A 15,456-nucleotide genomic window follows, 5' to 3' on the forward strand; every position below is an offset into this window, starting at 1 on the left:
CGATAAGGTAATCGAATCTAATGAAAGCACGTGTGAAATGGGTTGAGGATGTTCTTTTTCTGGGCCAAAGTGGCACTGGCCATACCGTAGTGATGGAAGGCCCGGCTGAAGCCGGTGGACAAGGCACGGGCATGCGGCCAATGGAGTTATTACTGCTGGGCATGGCTGGCTGCACCGCCTATGACGTCGTGGGTATCCTGAAAAACTCTAAACAGGAAATCAGTGATTGTGATGTCAGTGTCACAGCAGAACGTGCTGATGACATGCCGAAAGTGTTTACCAAGATTCATGTGCATTACAAAATCCGAGGGCGGCAGGTAAAACCGAATTTTGTCGAACGGGCAATCAAACAATCGACCGAGAAATACTGTTCTGCCTCGATTATGCTCGGTAAAACAGCTGAAATCAGTCATGCTTTTGATATTGAAGAAATTAATTAAACGATTACATTATGGAAACCCACATCTATAAATCCAAACGCAAAGCAGAAATGTACTTGTATTTGCTCGTCGAAGATGACTTTTCGGTAGTGCCAGAAACGCTTCTAAACGCTTTTGAGCCCGCTCCCGAAAAAGTCATGACATTGCGTCTGTCTTCTGACCGGCCATTAGCAAGAGAAGATGTTGATCAAGTCATGCAACAATTACAAGAGCAAGGTTTCTACCTGCAAATGCCACCATCAGCAATGAGTCTGCTGGAAAAAGAACGCGCGACTAACGCCGCCGCATCATAATAATTTTTTCAGCTGGTATAACGTCTCAAGCGCCTGTTTAGGCGTTAACTCATCTGGGTCAAGTTGCTGCATCGCAGCGAGTAATGCGGTCGTATCCGGCTTAATTGCACTATCAGCTGGCTTTTCAGACGACGTCAGTTGCCGTGTTTGCTGCTCCAATTGCGTAAGTTGCTGACGAGCAGCATGGATAACGTCATTTGGAACGCCAGCCAGCTTGGCGACTTGTAGACCGTAACTCTGGCTCGCCGCACCGGGTTTTAATTGATGTAAAAAAACAATGTCATCACCATGTTCAACCGCATCCAGATGCACATTACCAGCGGCTTCATAAAGCTCTGGTAACCGTGTCATTTCAAAATAATGCGTGGCAAACAGACAATACGCGCCAATATCACGGACTAATTTTTCCGCACAACTCCAGGCTAATGCCAACCCATCAAAGGTACTGGTACCACGGCCGACTTCGTCCATCAGTACTAAACTGTTGGCTGTTGCATTATTCAAAATATTTGCCGCTTCATTCATCTCCACCATAAATGTGGAACGACCACCAGCCAGATCATCCGTGGCACCAATTCGAGTAAAGATCTGATCGACAGGTCCAATAAAAGCCTTGTCCGCTGGCACATAACTGCCCATCGCGGCCATGATGATAATCAGCGCTGTTTGCCGCATATAGGTGGATTTGCCACCCATATTTGGCCCGGTCACAATGTGCATGCGGGTTGCGTCAAACCGCAGATCGTTGGCGCAAAACGGCGCAGTTTGCACCGCTTCAACAACGGGATGTCGGCCGGCTGTGATTGATATTTCGGATCTCTCTGTCAAGACTGGCTGGCTGTAATGTAATGTCTTTGCACGCTCAGCCAGATTACAAAACACATCTAAACATGCCAATGCTCGTGCCGATTCTGCCAAGGCGGGTAAATCCGGTGCTAATTTGTCAAACAAAGCGTCGTAAAGCGATTTTTCCAGTGCCAGCGCTTTATCTTTAGCACGAAGCGCTTGATCTTCGTACTCTTTTAGCTCTGGGGTGATATAGCGTTCCGCATTTTTAAGCGTCTGCCGACGTTGATAATCGTCTGGTAAATCAAGCTGATGTGCTTTGCCTAATTCGATAAAATAGCCGTGTACCTTGTTATAGCCCACTTTAAGCGTATTGACGCCCGTTCGTTGGCGCTCACGACTCTCTATGGCTTGCAAATAATCATTAGCGTTGTGCTGCATCTGGCGTAAATGATCCAGTTCTGCGTCGTAGCCTGCCGCTATCACACCGCCATCCCGAATTAACAGCGGTGGCTCAGCAATAATGGCCTGCTCCAACAACAGTTTAACTTCGCGAAACTCGCCTAGCTTTCTATCCACCTGCTTCAAAGGACCATTTACGTCACGCAAAGCATGATGCAGCGTTGGCAGCTGTGCCAATGTCTGTCGTAATTGGGTAAAGTCCCGCGGCCGGGCTGAGCGTATTTCAATCCGGGTAATAATGCGTTCAATATCCGACACCGACTTCAGACAGGCTTGCAGATCGGCCACTAAGTCTTGTTCTGATATCTGTTCAATAGCCTGGTGACGCTCTTTAATCACACTGGAACGGCGATCTGGTTGAAGCAGCCAACGACGAAGCAAGCGTCCGCCCATTGGCGTCAATGTTCGATCAATAACAGAAATTAAGGTATGCGCCTTCCCCCCACTCAAGTTCACTTCTAATTCGAGATTTCTCCGCGACTGCGGGTCGATCAGAATAAAGTCGGCAAGGGATTCATAACTGATCGAACGTATCTGGGGTAACGCGGTTTGTTGGGTTTGTTGAGCATAATTCAATAAACAACCAGCAGCTCGAATAGCTAAGGTTGCTGATTCGCATCCAAAGCCATGTAAATCGCTGGTTTCAAAGTGGGCACAGAGACGCTGGCGCGCTGCAGATTCTTCAAAATGCCATTCCGGTACAACACGCCATTGCGATTGATAATGTCTCAATTGTGATGTTTGGCTGTCATCAGCCAGAATTTCGGCTGGTTTTAATCTGGCCAGTTCGGCTTGTAACGCAGCACTATCGTTTAATTCTGTTATCCAAAACCGGCCGCTGCTCAGGTCCGCTGCCGCTAGGCCATACCCTTTGGCATTCCCCGCTATCGCTACCAGATAATGCTCGCGACCTTGGTCTAACAGCGCATCATCGGTGAGCGTACCCGGCGTTAAAGTCCGGACTACTTTTCGTTCAACTGGCCCCTTACTGGTTGCCGGATCCCCTACTTGCTCACAAATCACGACGGACTCGCCCTGCTTTAATAATCTTGCCAGATAACTTTCCGCCGCATGATACGGCACGCCCGCCATCGGGATGGGGGCACCATTGCTGTTGCCACGGGCTGTCAACGTGATATCCAGCAGCTGAGCGGCTTTATGCGCATCATCATAAAACAGCTCATAAAAGTCGCCCATGCGATAAAACAATAAAGTATCGGGATGCGCAGCTTTAATCCGCAGATATTGCTGCATCATAGGGGTATGATGAGAAAGGTCTTTCATAAGTAATAGTCTACCGTATGCCACTTGTTTCCGATGAATCTCTTTATCAATACACTGAAAAACTTGCATCACTCCTGCTCGCACAACAAAAACAGTTGGTTACAGCGGAATCCTGTACCGGCGGCTGGCTGGCGAAGTGTTGCACCGATTTGGCAGGCAGTTCCGTCTGGTTTCAAGGCGGCATCGTCAGTTATAGCAATGCGTTAAAACGCCAGCTACTTCAGGTCTCCGAAGCGACGCTCATGCAACATGGTGCCGTTAGCGAGCCGGTTGTTCGTGCCATGGCAATGGGCGCTTTGCAACAACTTGGTGGCGATGTCAGCGTTGCCATCAGCGGTATTGCAGGGCCAAGTGGTGGCACCAAGGCAAAACCGATTGGCCTGGTTTGGTTTGGTTTTGCCAATTCTGAAAACATTTTTTGCACACAAAAACGCTTTACTGGCGATCGTAGCGCAGTCAGGCAACAAGCCGTTGCCTTTGCCTTAACTGAACTCATCAAAATGCTAGAGTGACAAACGCGAGTATGTGATAATCACATGTTTTAAATGAACCAGATCAGGGGTATTCCAAATGGATGAAAACAGAAAAAAAGCGCTTGGCGTTGCCTTAGGTCAAATTGAGAAACAATTTGGCAAAGGCGCCGTGATGCGTTTAGGCGATGGAAGCGCCGCCCGTGATATCGAAGCTGTTTCAACCGGCTCAATTGGTCTTGATGTGGCGCTAGGTATTGGTGGCCTACCGCGCGGACGGGTGATTGAAATTTATGGTCCGGAATCTTCGGGCAAAACCACCTTAACGCTGCATGCCATTGCCGAAATGCAAAAAATGGGTGGCACAGCGGCTTTTGTCGACGCAGAACATGCACTCGATCCATTGTACGCAGAAAAACTGGGCGTCAATATTGATGATTTACTGGTTTCACAACCCGACACCGGCGAACAAGCCTTGGAAATCGCCGATATGCTGGTCCGAAGTGGTGCAGTCGATATTGTTGTTGTTGACTCTGTCGCCGCCCTGACACCAAAAGCAGAAATCGAAGGTGATATGGGCGACAGTCATATGGGCTTGCAAGCCCGATTGATGTCACAGGCATTGAGAAAGTTAACAGCCAATATTAAACGCTCTAACACCCTCGTTATCTTTATCAATCAGATTCGGATGAAAATTGGCGTCATGTTTGGGAACCCTGAAACAACAACGGGAGGTAATGCCCTAAAATTTTACGCCTCTGTCCGTTTGGACATTCGACGCATTGGCGCCATCAAAAAAGGCGATGAAATTTTAGGTAATGAAACGCGCGTCAAGGTGGTGAAAAATAAAGTCGCGCCTCCATTTAAGCAAGTTGAGTTTGATATTCTTTACGGTGAAGGCATTTCACGCGAAGGCGAGCTCATTGATTTAGGCGTGGCGGCGAATATTGTTGAAAAATCGGGGGCTTGGTATAGCTATGACGGCAACCGAATCGGTCAGGGCAAAGATAATGTCCGTCAGTATTTGAAAGATAATGACGCCATCGCAGCGGATATCGAAAGCAAAATTCGCGCGGTGATGCTGCCTAAAAACAGCAAAGCAAAACCGGAAAGTGATTTATCTGAGACTGAATCAGAGGCGTGAGCCGCTCTTGCCAAGAGCATGCGATCTCGTTGCTTGCAAGACGCGAACACAGTGCATTTGAATTAAGGCAAAAGTTGTCACAACACGCGTATTCGGACAATGAAATTGAACACGTTTTGCAGTTGTTACAAGAACAAGGTTTGCAGGATGATGCGCGATTTGCCTCGCAATATTGGCGTTATCGCGCTAATAAAGGCTATGGCGCCCTGCGGATAAAGCAGGAGTTGCAACAACGTGGCTTGACGAATGAGCACATTCAACAGGCGATGATGGAAGTAGAAATTGATTGGTTTGTATTAGCGGTCAACGTACGATGCAAACGTTTTGGTAATAAAGCGCCCAGCGACTTGAAAGAACGAGCTAAACAGCAACGTTTTTTGCAGTACCGGGGATTTACTTTTGATGAGATTAAAGAAAGTTTTAATAACAACCCATGAAAACTAGTGCTGATATACGCCAGTTATTTCTGGACTACTTCGCCGGTAAAGGCCATGAGGTGGTCGAGAGTAGCCCATTGGTGCCTGCGAATGACCCTACCCTGCTATTTACGAATGCAGGAATGGTGCAATTTAAAGATGTCTTTTTAGGGAATGAGTCGCGAAAAATCCCCCGTGCCACCAGTACACAACGCTGCGTTCGTGCGGGTGGTAAGCACAACGATTTGGAAAATGTTGGCTATACCGCAAGGCACCATACCTTTTTTGAAATGCTCGGCAATTTCAGTTTTGGTGATTACTTCAAGCGTGAAGCAATTCAATATGCTTGGGAATTTTTGACCGTTTCATTGGCCCTGCCGCCAGAAAAATTATGGGTCACTGTATTTGAAGAAGATGAAGAAGCGGCTGATATTTGGCTAAACGAAGTAGGTATCAGCGCCGACCGTTTTTCGCGTATTGGCGCCAAAGATAATTTCTGGTCAATGGGTGACACGGGCCCTTGTGGTCCTTGCTCAGAAATTTTCTATGATCATGGTGAAGAAGTTGCAGGTGGACCACCAGGTAGTCCAGAGGAAGATGGCGATCGCTATATTGAAATCTGGAATCTGGTCTTCATGCAATTTGATCGTTCGGCTGATGGCACGTTAACACCCTTACCGAAACCGTCGGTTGATACCGGTATGGGTCTGGAGCGATTAGCCGCCGTTCTGCAGGGTAAACACAACAACTACGACATTGATCTGTTTCAGAATCTGATTACAGCCATCGTCCAACTTGCGGGTATTGACGATACGACACATACCTCCGCTCGCGTTATTGCTGATCACATTCGTTCTTGTGCTTTTATGATTACTGACGGAGTGCAGCCATCGAATGAAGGTCGTGGCTATGTGCTACGGCGCATTATCCGACGCGCGATCCGTCATGGTCACAAACTGGGTTTAAAACAGGCTTTTTTTCATAAACTGGTCGCCCCGCTTGTTAACGAGATGGGAGACGCCTTTCCTGAGCTGGTCAAGGCACAACCCCTGGTCGAACGTGCCTTGGCACTGGAAGAAGAACGCTTTGCGGATACACTCGACAATGGCCTCAAAATCCTTGATCAAGCTATCGATGCGATGGCTGATAAAGAGATTCCGGGCGAGACCGTTTTCCTATTGTACGATACCTATGGTTTCCCTATTGATTTGACTGCTGATATCGCAAGAGAACGAAATCTTACCATCGATATCGCTGGCTTTGAACGGCATATGGAAGCTCAGAGAAATCGAGCTCGTAACGCCAGTCAGTTTGCTGGTGGACTGTCAGAAAATTTGATTATTGATGGTGAAACCGTTTTTTGTGGTTACGATCACACCCGGCAAGAAGCCACGATCATGGCATTACTGGTGGATGGCGAAAACGTCAATACGCTCGAGGCCGGTCAAACCGGTATTATCGTGCTAGACCATACGCCGTTTTATGCTGAATCTGGTGGTCAGGTTGGCGATAAAGGTGAAATCAATTCTGCCGGTGCGCACTTTTCTGTCATGGATACGCGCAAACAGGGCAAAGCCTTTGCCCATATGGGGGAATGCAAACATGGTCAATTTGAAATTGGCCAACAAATCATTGCCCATGTTGATGAGTCAAACCGACAGGCCACCGCGCTGAATCACTCTGCAACGCATTTATTGCATGCCGCTCTGAGGCAAGTTTTGGGCGATCATGTCAATCAGAAAGGATCTCTTGTTAACGCGCAGCGTTTACGCTTTGACTTTTCGCATTACGAAGCGGTATCAGCCGAACAAGTGCGAGAAATAGAACGTCTGGTAAACCAGCAAATTCGTATCAATCATACTGTTGAAACCCGACTCATGCCGCTCGAAAAAGCCCGGGATTGTGGCGCAATGGCCTTATTTGGCGAGAAGTATGATGATGAGGTGCGTGTCTTAAGCATGGGGGAATTTTCTATCGAGCTTTGCGGCGGCACGCATGTTGGACGCACTGGTGATATTGGCCTGTTCAAAATCATCAATGAGGCTGGCATTGCCTCAGGTGTTCGCAGAATAGAAGCCGTTACGGGTGATATTGCCCTGGATATCGTAGAAGATGCCGAAAATCGATTAAGCAAAATTTCTGATCTGGTGAAAGCCAAAGCGGATAATGTCGAAGAGAAGACATTGCAATTGGTTCAAAAAAACCGGCAGCTGGAAAAAGAATTAGAATCACTAAAAGCAAAATTGGCGAGTAGCGCCGGACAAGATATGGCGAACGAGGCTATTGATATTCATGGTGTCAAAGTTTTGGCCGCAAAATTAGATGGCGTCGATGTCAAAGCGCTTCGTGATGCTATGGACCAATTGAAAAATAAGTTAGGAGATGCCGTTATCGTTCTCGCCAACGTTAGCGATGACAAAATCACCCTGATAGCCGGTGTCACCAAGGCGCAAACAGAAAAAGTACGAGCCGGCGATTTAGTCGCGCATGTTGCCAAACAAGTAGGCGGTAAAGGTGGCGGTCGCCCAGACATGGCACAAGGCGGTGGTAATCAACCCGAAAATCTCTCTCAAGCCCTTGATTCAGTAGCCCAATGGGTAACTGACAAGCTGGAAGCATAATTATGGCGCTTATTGTACAAAAATATGGCGGAACCTCTGTCGGCACTGTCGAACGTATTCAGGAAGTCGCAAAAAAAGTTATTCAATACCGGCAACAAGGTCACGACATTGTCGTGGTTGTTTCCGCGATGAGTGGCGAAACAAATCGCTTGCTCAACTTAGCCAAAGATATTAACCAAGATCCTCGTGGTCGCGAGTTGGATGTTTTGCTGTCAACCGGTGAACAAGTCACTATTGCCCTGCTCAGTATGGCACTTATGCAAGCGGGTATGACGGCACAATCTTACACGGGCCCTCAAATCAAAATTCTCACTGATGATGCCTTCAACAAAGCACGCATTATCAAAATTGATGAAACCAAAATTCGTTCGGATATAGAGGCAGGCAAAGTAGTGGTCGTCGCTGGTTTTCAAGGCTGCGATGAACAAGGCAATATCACGACGCTTGGCCGTGGTGGAAGCGACACAACTGCCGTCGCCTTGGCTGCGGCTTTGAAGGCCGACGAATGTCAGATTTACACCGATGTTGACGGGGTTTATACAACCGATCCTAGAGTTGTGCCTGAAGCACGGCGACTGGATCGAATTACCTTTGAAGAAATGCTGGAAATGGCAAGTTTGGGCGCCAAAGTATTACAAATAAGGTCTGTTGAATTTGCAAGTAAATACAATGTTCCGTTACGGGTACTCTCCTCCTTCACTGAAGGTGGCGGTACACTGATTACATCTGAGGAAACAAATATGGAACAAGCTTTAATCTCTGGTATCGCTTTTAATCGCGATGAGGCTAAGTTGACGATTGATGGGGTCCCGGATCAACCTGGCGTTGCTCACAAAATTCTGGGACCGATTGCCGCTCAGCATATTGAAGTGGATATGATTATTCAAAATACGGGGCATGATGCCACGACGGACTTTACTTTCACGGTGCACCGAAATGACTATCTCGCCGCACAGAAAATCCTGCAGAACATCGCCACTGAACTCAACGCACGAAAAGTCACCGGTGATGACCATATTGCAAAAATATCCGTAGTGGGTGTTGGCATGCGTTCACACGCTGGTATCGCTAGCAATATGTTTGAAGCACTTGCCAGAGAGAATATCAATATCAGTATGATTTCCACGTCAGAAATCAAAATTTCCGTCGTGGTTGACGAGAAATATCTTGAACTTGGCGTACGCGCCTTACACAAAGCCTTCAACCTTGAACAGGGTTACTAAACCATTGATATCAGGAACTTATTCCTGATTATATCAGTTAAAGCCTGATATAATAGTGCACAACTGTTTTCGGATAGATTACTTAATTCCGTTGTCAGATATTGTGCAGGAGACAAAGAGCTCCGCTTAAAAGTTAAACAGGATAAAAGTGTCCGGTTAAAATAAAGTACAGTCCGGTCAATAACAGAGTAAGGGGAATACCATGTTAATACTTACACGACGCGTTGGAGAATCACTGATCATCGGTGATGATGTTGTAGTCAACGTTTTGGGAGTCAAAGGTAACCAAGTTCGTATTGGTGTGGATGCACCAAAAGACGTTACTGTTCACCGTGAAGAAATTTATGATCGAATTCAGGCAGAAAAAGATCAATCTAATGTTGGATAATCTTCGGTTTTAACTAGCCAAATCTATCATAGCTGGTATAATAGCCGGCTTTGATGGAGAGCTGGCCGAGTGGCTGAAGGCGCGCCCCTGCTAAGGGCGTATAGGCTTATACCCTATCGAGGGTTCGAATCCCTCGCTCTCCGCCAAATTACTTGTTTTTATCATTGCTAACCAATGTAGAAAAAAAGTATAATTTACCGCTTTAGCGCATGTAGCTCAGCTGGATAGAGTACCTGGCTACGAACCAGGCGGTCGGAGGTTCGAATCCTTCCATGCGCGCCATAATCATAAAAGGCTTAGCTAATATTGCTAGGCCTTTTTTGTTTATTTCTAACGCCCTGAATGCTTACACAAACACAAACTGGCCCATAGATAGATTTGCATTATGGGTAGGTTCGCATTTGCCCTACCACCACACCTTGAATACGAACTCGTCTGGCACCCAGTGTGATCGCCTCAAAATCGGGGTTTGCTGGCATTAATGTCACAGTATCATCATCATTGATCAATAACGTTTTCAACGTTGCATCCGTATTATCGACAAGCGCCACCACAATATCTTTATGCTTGGCGGCGCGTGTGCTATCTATCACGACATAATCACCAGATCGAATACCTTCATTCATCATCGACATGCCAGATATTTTTAATACGTAGCGCCCTTTCCCAGCAAACATTTGCCCAACATTAATTTCTGTTTCATCTGGCACCGCCTCTATCAGGCGACCCGCGGCGATTTTACCCATCATCGGAAGCGCAAAGTCTTGCTCTGTAGTGAAAGACATCAATTCAAGGCCTCTGCTCTTATTGTTAAACCGCTTTAATTTTCCAGCCTCAACTAGTTGACTGATATAGGTATAAGTACTGCCTAGAGAGGAAATCCCGATTCCAGAAGCAATTTCTTCAATGGTTGGCGCTTCATGATGCTCGCGGATGTAATTTTCAATAAAAACGAGAGTATCTTTGGCTCGTTTAGTCAGCATTTTTATATTTTCCACAAAATTTATTCTAAATAGAAAATTTATAGAAAACCTCACCCACATTCAAGTAAAAATAGATTGAGCATAATTGAACCAGCGATAGCGCAGATGAAATGGAATTTGCTTGGGAAAATGAGATAGGAAGCGCGTAGAAAAGTAATGCTGTTTATTGAGATGATTAATACACCGATATAAAACCAATAAGTGACTTCCCCTACTTGAGGGGAAATCACTTAATTTCAGCTACCGTAATGTGAGTTTATCGCAGAAGTGAGGCAATCGCATCACTCACAGTTTCGCTATCCGGTTCAATTTTGCTGGGAAATGCAGCGCTGACACGACCTTGCGGTGTAATCAGGTACTTATTGAAATTCCAGCCAGGCTCACGCGTCTGTTTGTTAATTTCCTGAAAAATGGGGTTTGCACGATCGCCTGTTACGTAACTCGGTGCAATCATCGTAAATGTTACACCAAAGTTTTCGCGGCAAATCCGCTCGGCCTCTGCTTCGCTTTTCGCTTCTTGATTGAAATCATTGCTGGCAAAACCGACAACAACCAACCCTTTGTCCTGATACTTTTGATGGACGGCTTCCAAGCCTTCAAATTGCCGAGTAAATCCGCAATGGCTCGCCGTATTGACAATCATCAGCGGTTTTCCAGCCGCGATATCGCACAAATTAACCGTTTCATTCGAATGTAATCTTGGTAATTCGTAATCCAGAAACTCAGGACACACTTTGTCTGATTCAGCTGAAACAGACAGGCTCATCAAACTCATTACTAACGCTAAAATATATTGCATTGCTCTCTCTACTCCACCGTGTGAAACACAACCAAACGGTTGTTATTAAATTTGTGACCTAGATTTTGACAAAAAGTTGGGCTGTCTCACAGCTTTAATTTCTGAATTAGGCTCTTCAGGCTTCGCTGACTAGGCTCGCATTTCAAAAAACGTTGGCGGTCTTGTATCAAACTTGATTTTTAAAGTTATTAAAAATCAATCCGATAAAATTAGTAGTTAACAACATAATCGTGCAGACATGATTGAGATTCCACGTTTTTATCAGCAGACATTTACTTATCAAGCACCCAACACATCGGTACCTCCGGTGCATGCAATTGTCTCTCAAGCACCCAATATGATCATGCATGAGCGACGAAATCAAGAGCGGCGGCGACAAGCAAAAAAACCCGTTATTGAGCGGCGGGTCTCAGCGGATAGACGTGGCCCGTTATTTGATGCAGAAGCTTAGTAGAGCTTTTTTAATTTTCCATTTCTTTGCATACCAAGTCGGCCAACAGGCACCGCATGTCGCCGAATACCGATCGCGGGTGAAATATAAAAAATATCCCCATTCTGACCAACCAACTGCTGACGAATGCCAACCGATTTAGCAATACCGGCATTGGCACGCAGATGATGCATTTCGCCATGAACCGGAATCGCACAATCCGGTTGCACCCACTGATACATCATTTTTAATTCTTCTGTTGCTGGATGCCCAGAAGCATGAATAGGTAATGCACTATTATGCTCATCAATCACATCAACTTGCATTGCCTTTAGTCGTTCAATGAGTTCAGCAATTGCCTGCTCATTTCCGGGTATGACCTTTGAACTAAAAATAACAGTATCCCCAGCCTCAAGCTGCATATCTCGAAAACTGTGGTGACTCAATCTGTTTAATGCGGTTCGCGGTTCGCCTTGGCTACCCGTTGCGATTAACATCACCGTTTGTCGTGGTAAAAAACCCAAATGTGAAGAATCAACCAATGAACCAGCATTCTCCCAAAATCCACTCACCTTGGCCGCACTGTAATTATTACGAAGCGACCTCCCCATTAACCCCAAATGCCGCCCGGTTTCATCAGCTATCCTCGCTAGGGTCTTGAGTCTCGCAATATTGCTGCCAAAACAAGTGACAATGACGCGGCCGGTGGCATGTTGGACATGTTTTAATAGGCCTTCATACAACGCTGACTCGCTGATTGACCAGCCCGGCATATTGGCATTGGTAGAATCGCACACCATGGCATTGATTTGCGCTGCAGCCAAAGCTTTAAAGTCCGCCGCATCAAACGCTGCGCCAACAACCGGTGACTTATCCAGTTTCCAGTCAGCAGTGTGAAAAACCTTACCCACAGACGTTGAAATCAGCAGTGCAAATGGCTCTGGGATCGAATGTGTCAATCGCAGCCAGCTGACATTAAATACCCCGATTTGTTGACTTTCTGATGGGTCAACAACGATGACTGGAACCACCTCTGCTAACCCTGCCTCGCTTAGTTTGCGACGAAGTATTTCTGCCGTAAATGCCGTGGTGTAGACAGGACACTTTAATCTTGGCCACAAATACGCTACTGCGCCAATATGATCTTCATGGGCATGAGTAATAACCAACCCATCCAACTGTTGATAACGATCTGCAATAAATTGGGGGTCGGCCATTTGAATTTCTGCATGGCTCGCCACGTGAGCGTCATTTTCCGGGTTTTCGAAAGTGACCCCGCAATCCACCATCAACCAACGTCCATTGTGGCCATAAAGATTCAGGTTCATGCCGATCTCGCCACACCCTCCCAGCGGTAAAAACCAAAAATCTGTCCGCCCGGGATTCATCGCAAATACTCCTTAAAATGATATTTTCAGCCTCGCAGTATACCCTGCCAAACGTGCTTGCATTAAATTGCAGCAAGCGCTTGGTTATCCCCAGTAAAAGGTTATTAATAAGTGACAATAGGTGACACCGGTCAAGAATGTTATAATGCCCGGCTGTTTTAACCGGACTGCCTGAATTCACAGATTCATACGCTAATGGCCAGTTCACTCTGGAGAACAAAATGACAGAAAATGATCTGATTTCGGAAGGACTTAACTTGATGTTGCTGGGAATGGGTTTTGTCTTTGTCTTTCTCACCCTTTTGGTTGTGGCAACAGCACTGATGTCTCGCGTCATTACTTTTTATGAAAAACGGGTTGGTTTATTGCCCGAAGAAGGCATTCCGGCGCCCACGGCAGTATTAGGCAACCCGGTTAATAACACCACGACGAAAGATAAAGATGCCAATCTTATCAGCGTTTTATCTGCTGCCGTTCATCGTTTTCGGCAAAAAAACAAATAATTCCTCTTGTTCCTTCGAATTGCTTAAGGCCCTATTATGAGCGATACCAAAAATTCACTCGGCATTACTGATGTCGTCCTGCGTGATGCGCATCAATCTCTCTTTGCCACGCGACTTCGGCTCGACGACATGCTGCCTATTGCTGACAAACTCGACAATATTGGCTTCTGGTCAGTAGAAAGCTGGGGTGGTGCCACGTTTGATGCCTGCATTCGTTATTTAGGCGAAGACCCGTGGCATCGTATCCGCAGCTTGAAAGCAGCGATGCCTAAAACCCAACAACAAATGTTGCTTCGCGGACAGAACCTATTAGGTTATCGGCACTACGCTGATGATGTGGTTCGCAAATTCGTAGAACGCGCCGCTATCAATGGCGTTGACGTATTTCGTGTGTTTGACGCGATGAATGATCCGCGCAACTTGGAAGTCGCCCTGAAAGCCGTCAAAGAAACCGGCAAACATGCCCAAGGCACTATGGCTTACACCATCAGCCCGGTTCATGACTTGCAAATGTGGCTGGACATGGCCAAGCGTATTGAAGAAATGGGCGCTGATTCGCTCTGCATCAAAGATATGGCTGGTTTGCTTAAGCCTTATAAAGCTTATGAACTGGTTAAAAGCCTTAAGCAAACCGTCACTATTCCAATCCATATGCAGTCTCATGCAACCACAGGCTTATCAACCGCAACGATTATGAAATGCGTCGAAGCAGGCATTGATAATGTTGATAGTGCCATTTCATCAATGTCGATGACCTATGGCCACTCAGCAACTGAGTCGGTTGTCGCTATTTTTGAAGAGACTGAGCGAGATACAGGTCTAAATATTGAGCTGCTTGAAGAAGTCGCTACCTACTTCCGTGAAGTTCGCAAAAAATACGCGCAATTTGAAGGGTCTTTGCGTGGCGTCGACTCTCGTATTCTGGTCGCGCAGGTTCCGGGCGGTATGTTAACCAACATGGAAAACCAGCTTCGCGAACAAAATGCCTTGGATCGAATGGACGAAGTTCTGAAAGAAATCCCACGTGTCCGTGAAGACCTGGGGTTTATCCCGTTGGTCACGCCAACCTCCCAGATCGTTGGCACACAATCGGTCATCAATGTGCTGACCGGTGAACGCTATAAAACCATCACCGAAGAAACCCAGGCTTTACTTCGTGGTGAGTACGGTGCAGCGCCAGCGGCATTTAATCAGGAATTGCAACAACGGGTATTGGAAGGCAATCAGCCTGTTACCTGCCGCCCTGCAGATAATTTAGATCCAGAGCTTGATACCTTAACCAGCGAGCTTGATAGCCTTGCTGCAGAAGAAGGTTTCGAGTTGGCTGAAGGTGATCAGAAGATTGATGACGTATTAACCTATGCCCTGTTCCACCAAACGGCTTTGAAGTTCTTGAGAAATCGTCACAACCCAGATGCGTTTGAGCCGGTACCGACATTGGCCTCGGCTGCGGCGGCAACGGCACAAAAATCAGCAAATAGCCCTGAAACTTACACCATTAACGTGAATGGTCAACAGTATGTTGTTGAAGTCAACGAAGGTGGTGATATTGGTCAGGTAGCCAGTCAACCCGCTGCTGCAACGCCTGCGGCGACTTCTGGGAATGACCAGCCTGTCAAGGCGCCCTTATCGGGAAATATCTGGAAAGTCCTTGTCAATCAAGGTCAAGAAGTCAATGAAGGTGATGTTCTGTTAATCCTTGAAGCCATGAAAATGGAAACCCAGATTGTCGCAGAAAAAGCAGGTTCGGTTACCGGTGTCTATGTTAAACCGGGCGATACGGCAAAAGTCGGCGATGTATTAGTAACGATTGGATAAAGGCGCAG

General features: G+C 46.5%; 15 protein-coding genes and 2 tRNA genes. 13 read left to right on the forward strand and 4 right to left on the reverse strand.

The window, feature by feature from the left end; all coding sequences use genetic code 11:
* Positions 1 to 20: 20 nt before the first annotated feature.
* Positions 21 to 440 (forward strand): OsmC family protein, encoded by a 420-nt coding sequence (locus tag Q7C_RS01030; RefSeq protein WP_014702847.1) that lies wholly within the window; start codon positions 21 to 23, stop codon positions 438 to 440.
* 11 nt (positions 441 to 451) lie between these two features.
* Entirely contained in the window at positions 452 to 733 is a 282-nt protein-coding gene (locus tag Q7C_RS01035) for a YcgL domain-containing protein (RefSeq protein WP_041366335.1), read from the forward strand.
* Here the strand turns inward: Q7C_RS01035 and mutS are convergent.
* The gene (gene mutS, locus Q7C_RS01040) at positions 728 to 3,265 is read right to left on the reverse strand and encodes a DNA mismatch repair protein MutS (RefSeq protein ID WP_014702849.1); all 2,538 of its coding nucleotides are present in this window, start codon (positions 3,263 to 3,265) and stop codon (positions 728 to 730) included. The genes Q7C_RS01035 and mutS overlap by 6 nt on opposite strands.
* A 17-nt stretch (positions 3,266 to 3,282) precedes the next feature.
* Here mutS and Q7C_RS01045 point away from each other — a divergent pair, with 17 nt between their 5' ends.
* The 8 genes from Q7C_RS01045 (at position 3,283) to Q7C_RS01080 (ending at position 9,809) form a co-directional block, all read left to right on the forward strand.
* Positions 3,283 to 3,777: a CinA family protein gene (locus Q7C_RS01045; RefSeq protein ID WP_014702850.1), complete on the forward strand. Its 495-nt coding sequence runs from the start codon at positions 3,283 to 3,285 to the stop codon at positions 3,775 to 3,777.
* Between the two features lie 58 nt (positions 3,778 to 3,835).
* Complete coding sequence (gene recA, locus Q7C_RS01050; RefSeq protein ID WP_014702851.1) at positions 3,836 to 4,879, forward strand: recombinase RecA; 1,044 nt, start codon at positions 3,836 to 3,838, stop codon at positions 4,877 to 4,879.
* A complete protein-coding gene (gene recX, locus Q7C_RS01055; protein WP_041366337.1) occupies positions 4,876 to 5,316 on the forward strand; it encodes a recombination regulator RecX in 441 nt (146 codons plus the stop codon). The genes recA and recX overlap by 4 nt, the downstream gene beginning before the upstream one ends.
* Positions 5,313 to 7,916, forward strand: a complete 2,604-nt coding sequence (alaS, locus tag Q7C_RS01060; protein WP_014702853.1) for an alanine--tRNA ligase — start codon at positions 5,313 to 5,315, stop codon at positions 7,914 to 7,916. Before recX ends, alaS begins: the two co-directional genes overlap by 4 nt.
* 2 nt (positions 7,917 to 7,918) lie before the next feature.
* Complete coding sequence (locus tag Q7C_RS01065; RefSeq protein WP_014702854.1) at positions 7,919 to 9,139, forward strand: aspartate kinase; 1,221 nt, start codon at positions 7,919 to 7,921, stop codon at positions 9,137 to 9,139.
* A gap of 202 nt (positions 9,140 to 9,341) precedes the next feature.
* The gene (gene csrA / locus Q7C_RS01070) at positions 9,342 to 9,527 is read left to right on the forward strand and encodes a carbon storage regulator CsrA (protein ID WP_014702855.1); all 186 of its coding nucleotides are present in this window, start codon (positions 9,342 to 9,344) and stop codon (positions 9,525 to 9,527) included.
* 55 nt (positions 9,528 to 9,582) lie between these two features.
* Positions 9,583 to 9,673 (forward strand) — tRNA-Ser (locus Q7C_RS01075).
* A gap of 59 nt (positions 9,674 to 9,732) precedes the next feature.
* A tRNA-Arg gene (locus Q7C_RS01080) sits at positions 9,733 to 9,809 on the forward strand.
* 101 nt (positions 9,810 to 9,910) lie between these two features.
* Here the strand turns inward: Q7C_RS01080 and lexA are convergent.
* Positions 9,911 to 10,510 (reverse strand): transcriptional repressor LexA, encoded by a 600-nt coding sequence (gene lexA / locus Q7C_RS01085; RefSeq protein WP_014702856.1) that lies wholly within the window; start codon positions 10,508 to 10,510, stop codon positions 9,911 to 9,913.
* 256 nt (positions 10,511 to 10,766) lie between these two features.
* Complete coding sequence (locus Q7C_RS01090) at positions 10,767 to 11,309, reverse strand: glutathione peroxidase (protein ID WP_014702857.1); 543 nt, start codon at positions 11,307 to 11,309, stop codon at positions 10,767 to 10,769.
* Positions 11,310 to 11,547: 238 nt separating this feature from the next.
* On the opposite strand from Q7C_RS01090, the gene Q7C_RS01095 reads away from it, so the two are divergent.
* Positions 11,548 to 11,760, forward strand: coding sequence for a hypothetical protein (locus Q7C_RS01095; RefSeq protein ID WP_014702858.1), 213 nt, complete (start codon positions 11,548 to 11,550; stop codon positions 11,758 to 11,760).
* Here Q7C_RS01095 and Q7C_RS01100 read toward each other — a convergent pair.
* The gene (locus Q7C_RS01100) at positions 11,757 to 13,067 is read right to left on the reverse strand and encodes a ribonuclease J (RefSeq protein WP_014702859.1); all 1,311 of its coding nucleotides are present in this window, start codon (positions 13,065 to 13,067) and stop codon (positions 11,757 to 11,759) included. The two genes, Q7C_RS01095 and Q7C_RS01100, sit on opposite strands and share 4 nt — an antisense overlap.
* A 281-nt stretch (positions 13,068 to 13,348) precedes the next feature.
* Between Q7C_RS01100 and Q7C_RS01105 the strand changes: the two genes are divergently transcribed.
* On the forward strand, positions 13,349 to 13,630 hold the full coding sequence (locus Q7C_RS01105) for an OadG family protein (RefSeq protein ID WP_014702860.1): 282 nt from the start codon (positions 13,349 to 13,351) through the stop codon (positions 13,628 to 13,630).
* 36 nt (positions 13,631 to 13,666) lie between these two features.
* Positions 13,667 to 15,448 (forward strand): sodium-extruding oxaloacetate decarboxylase subunit alpha, encoded by a 1,782-nt coding sequence (gene oadA, locus Q7C_RS01110; RefSeq protein WP_014702861.1) that lies wholly within the window; start codon positions 13,667 to 13,669, stop codon positions 15,446 to 15,448.
* Positions 15,449 to 15,456: the final 8 nt, after the last annotated feature.

It is taken from the genome of Methylophaga frappieri, from assembly GCF_000260965.1.
In the GTDB taxonomy this organism is placed as follows: Bacteria; Pseudomonadota; Gammaproteobacteria; order Nitrosococcales; family Methylophagaceae; genus Methylophaga; species Methylophaga frappieri.

Bases quoted from the DNA above. Each gene is read 5' to 3' on its own strand.
- Q7C_RS01030 (WP_014702847.1), top strand. From the start codon at position 21: ATGAAAGCACGTGTGAAATGGGTTGAGGATGTTCTTTTTCTGGGCCAA.
- Q7C_RS01035 (WP_041366335.1), top strand. From the start codon at position 452: ATGGAAACCCACATCTATAAATCCAAACGCAAAGCAGAAATGTACTTG.
- mutS (WP_014702849.1), bottom strand. From the start codon at position 3,265: ATGAAAGACCTTTCTCATCATACCCCTATGATGCAGCAATATCTGCGG.
- Q7C_RS01045 (WP_014702850.1), top strand. From the start codon at position 3,283: ATGCCACTTGTTTCCGATGAATCTCTTTATCAATACACTGAAAAACTT.
- recA (WP_014702851.1), top strand. From the start codon at position 3,836: ATGGATGAAAACAGAAAAAAAGCGCTTGGCGTTGCCTTAGGTCAAATT.
- alaS (WP_014702853.1), top strand. From the start codon at position 5,313: ATGAAAACTAGTGCTGATATACGCCAGTTATTTCTGGACTACTTCGCC.
- Q7C_RS01065 (WP_014702854.1), top strand. From the start codon at position 7,919: ATGGCGCTTATTGTACAAAAATATGGCGGAACCTCTGTCGGCACTGTC.
- csrA (WP_014702855.1), top strand. From the start codon at position 9,342: ATGTTAATACTTACACGACGCGTTGGAGAATCACTGATCATCGGTGAT.
- lexA (WP_014702856.1), bottom strand. From the start codon at position 10,510: ATGCTGACTAAACGAGCCAAAGATACTCTCGTTTTTATTGAAAATTAC.
- Q7C_RS01090 (WP_014702857.1), bottom strand. From the start codon at position 11,309: ATGCAATATATTTTAGCGTTAGTAATGAGTTTGATGAGCCTGTCTGTT.
- Q7C_RS01095 (WP_014702858.1), top strand. From the start codon at position 11,548: ATGATTGAGATTCCACGTTTTTATCAGCAGACATTTACTTATCAAGCA.
- Q7C_RS01100 (WP_014702859.1), bottom strand. From the start codon at position 13,067: ATGAACCTGAATCTTTATGGCCACAATGGACGTTGGTTGATGGTGGAT.
- Q7C_RS01105 (WP_014702860.1), top strand. From the start codon at position 13,349: ATGACAGAAAATGATCTGATTTCGGAAGGACTTAACTTGATGTTGCTG.
- oadA (WP_014702861.1), top strand. From the start codon at position 13,667: ATGAGCGATACCAAAAATTCACTCGGCATTACTGATGTCGTCCTGCGT.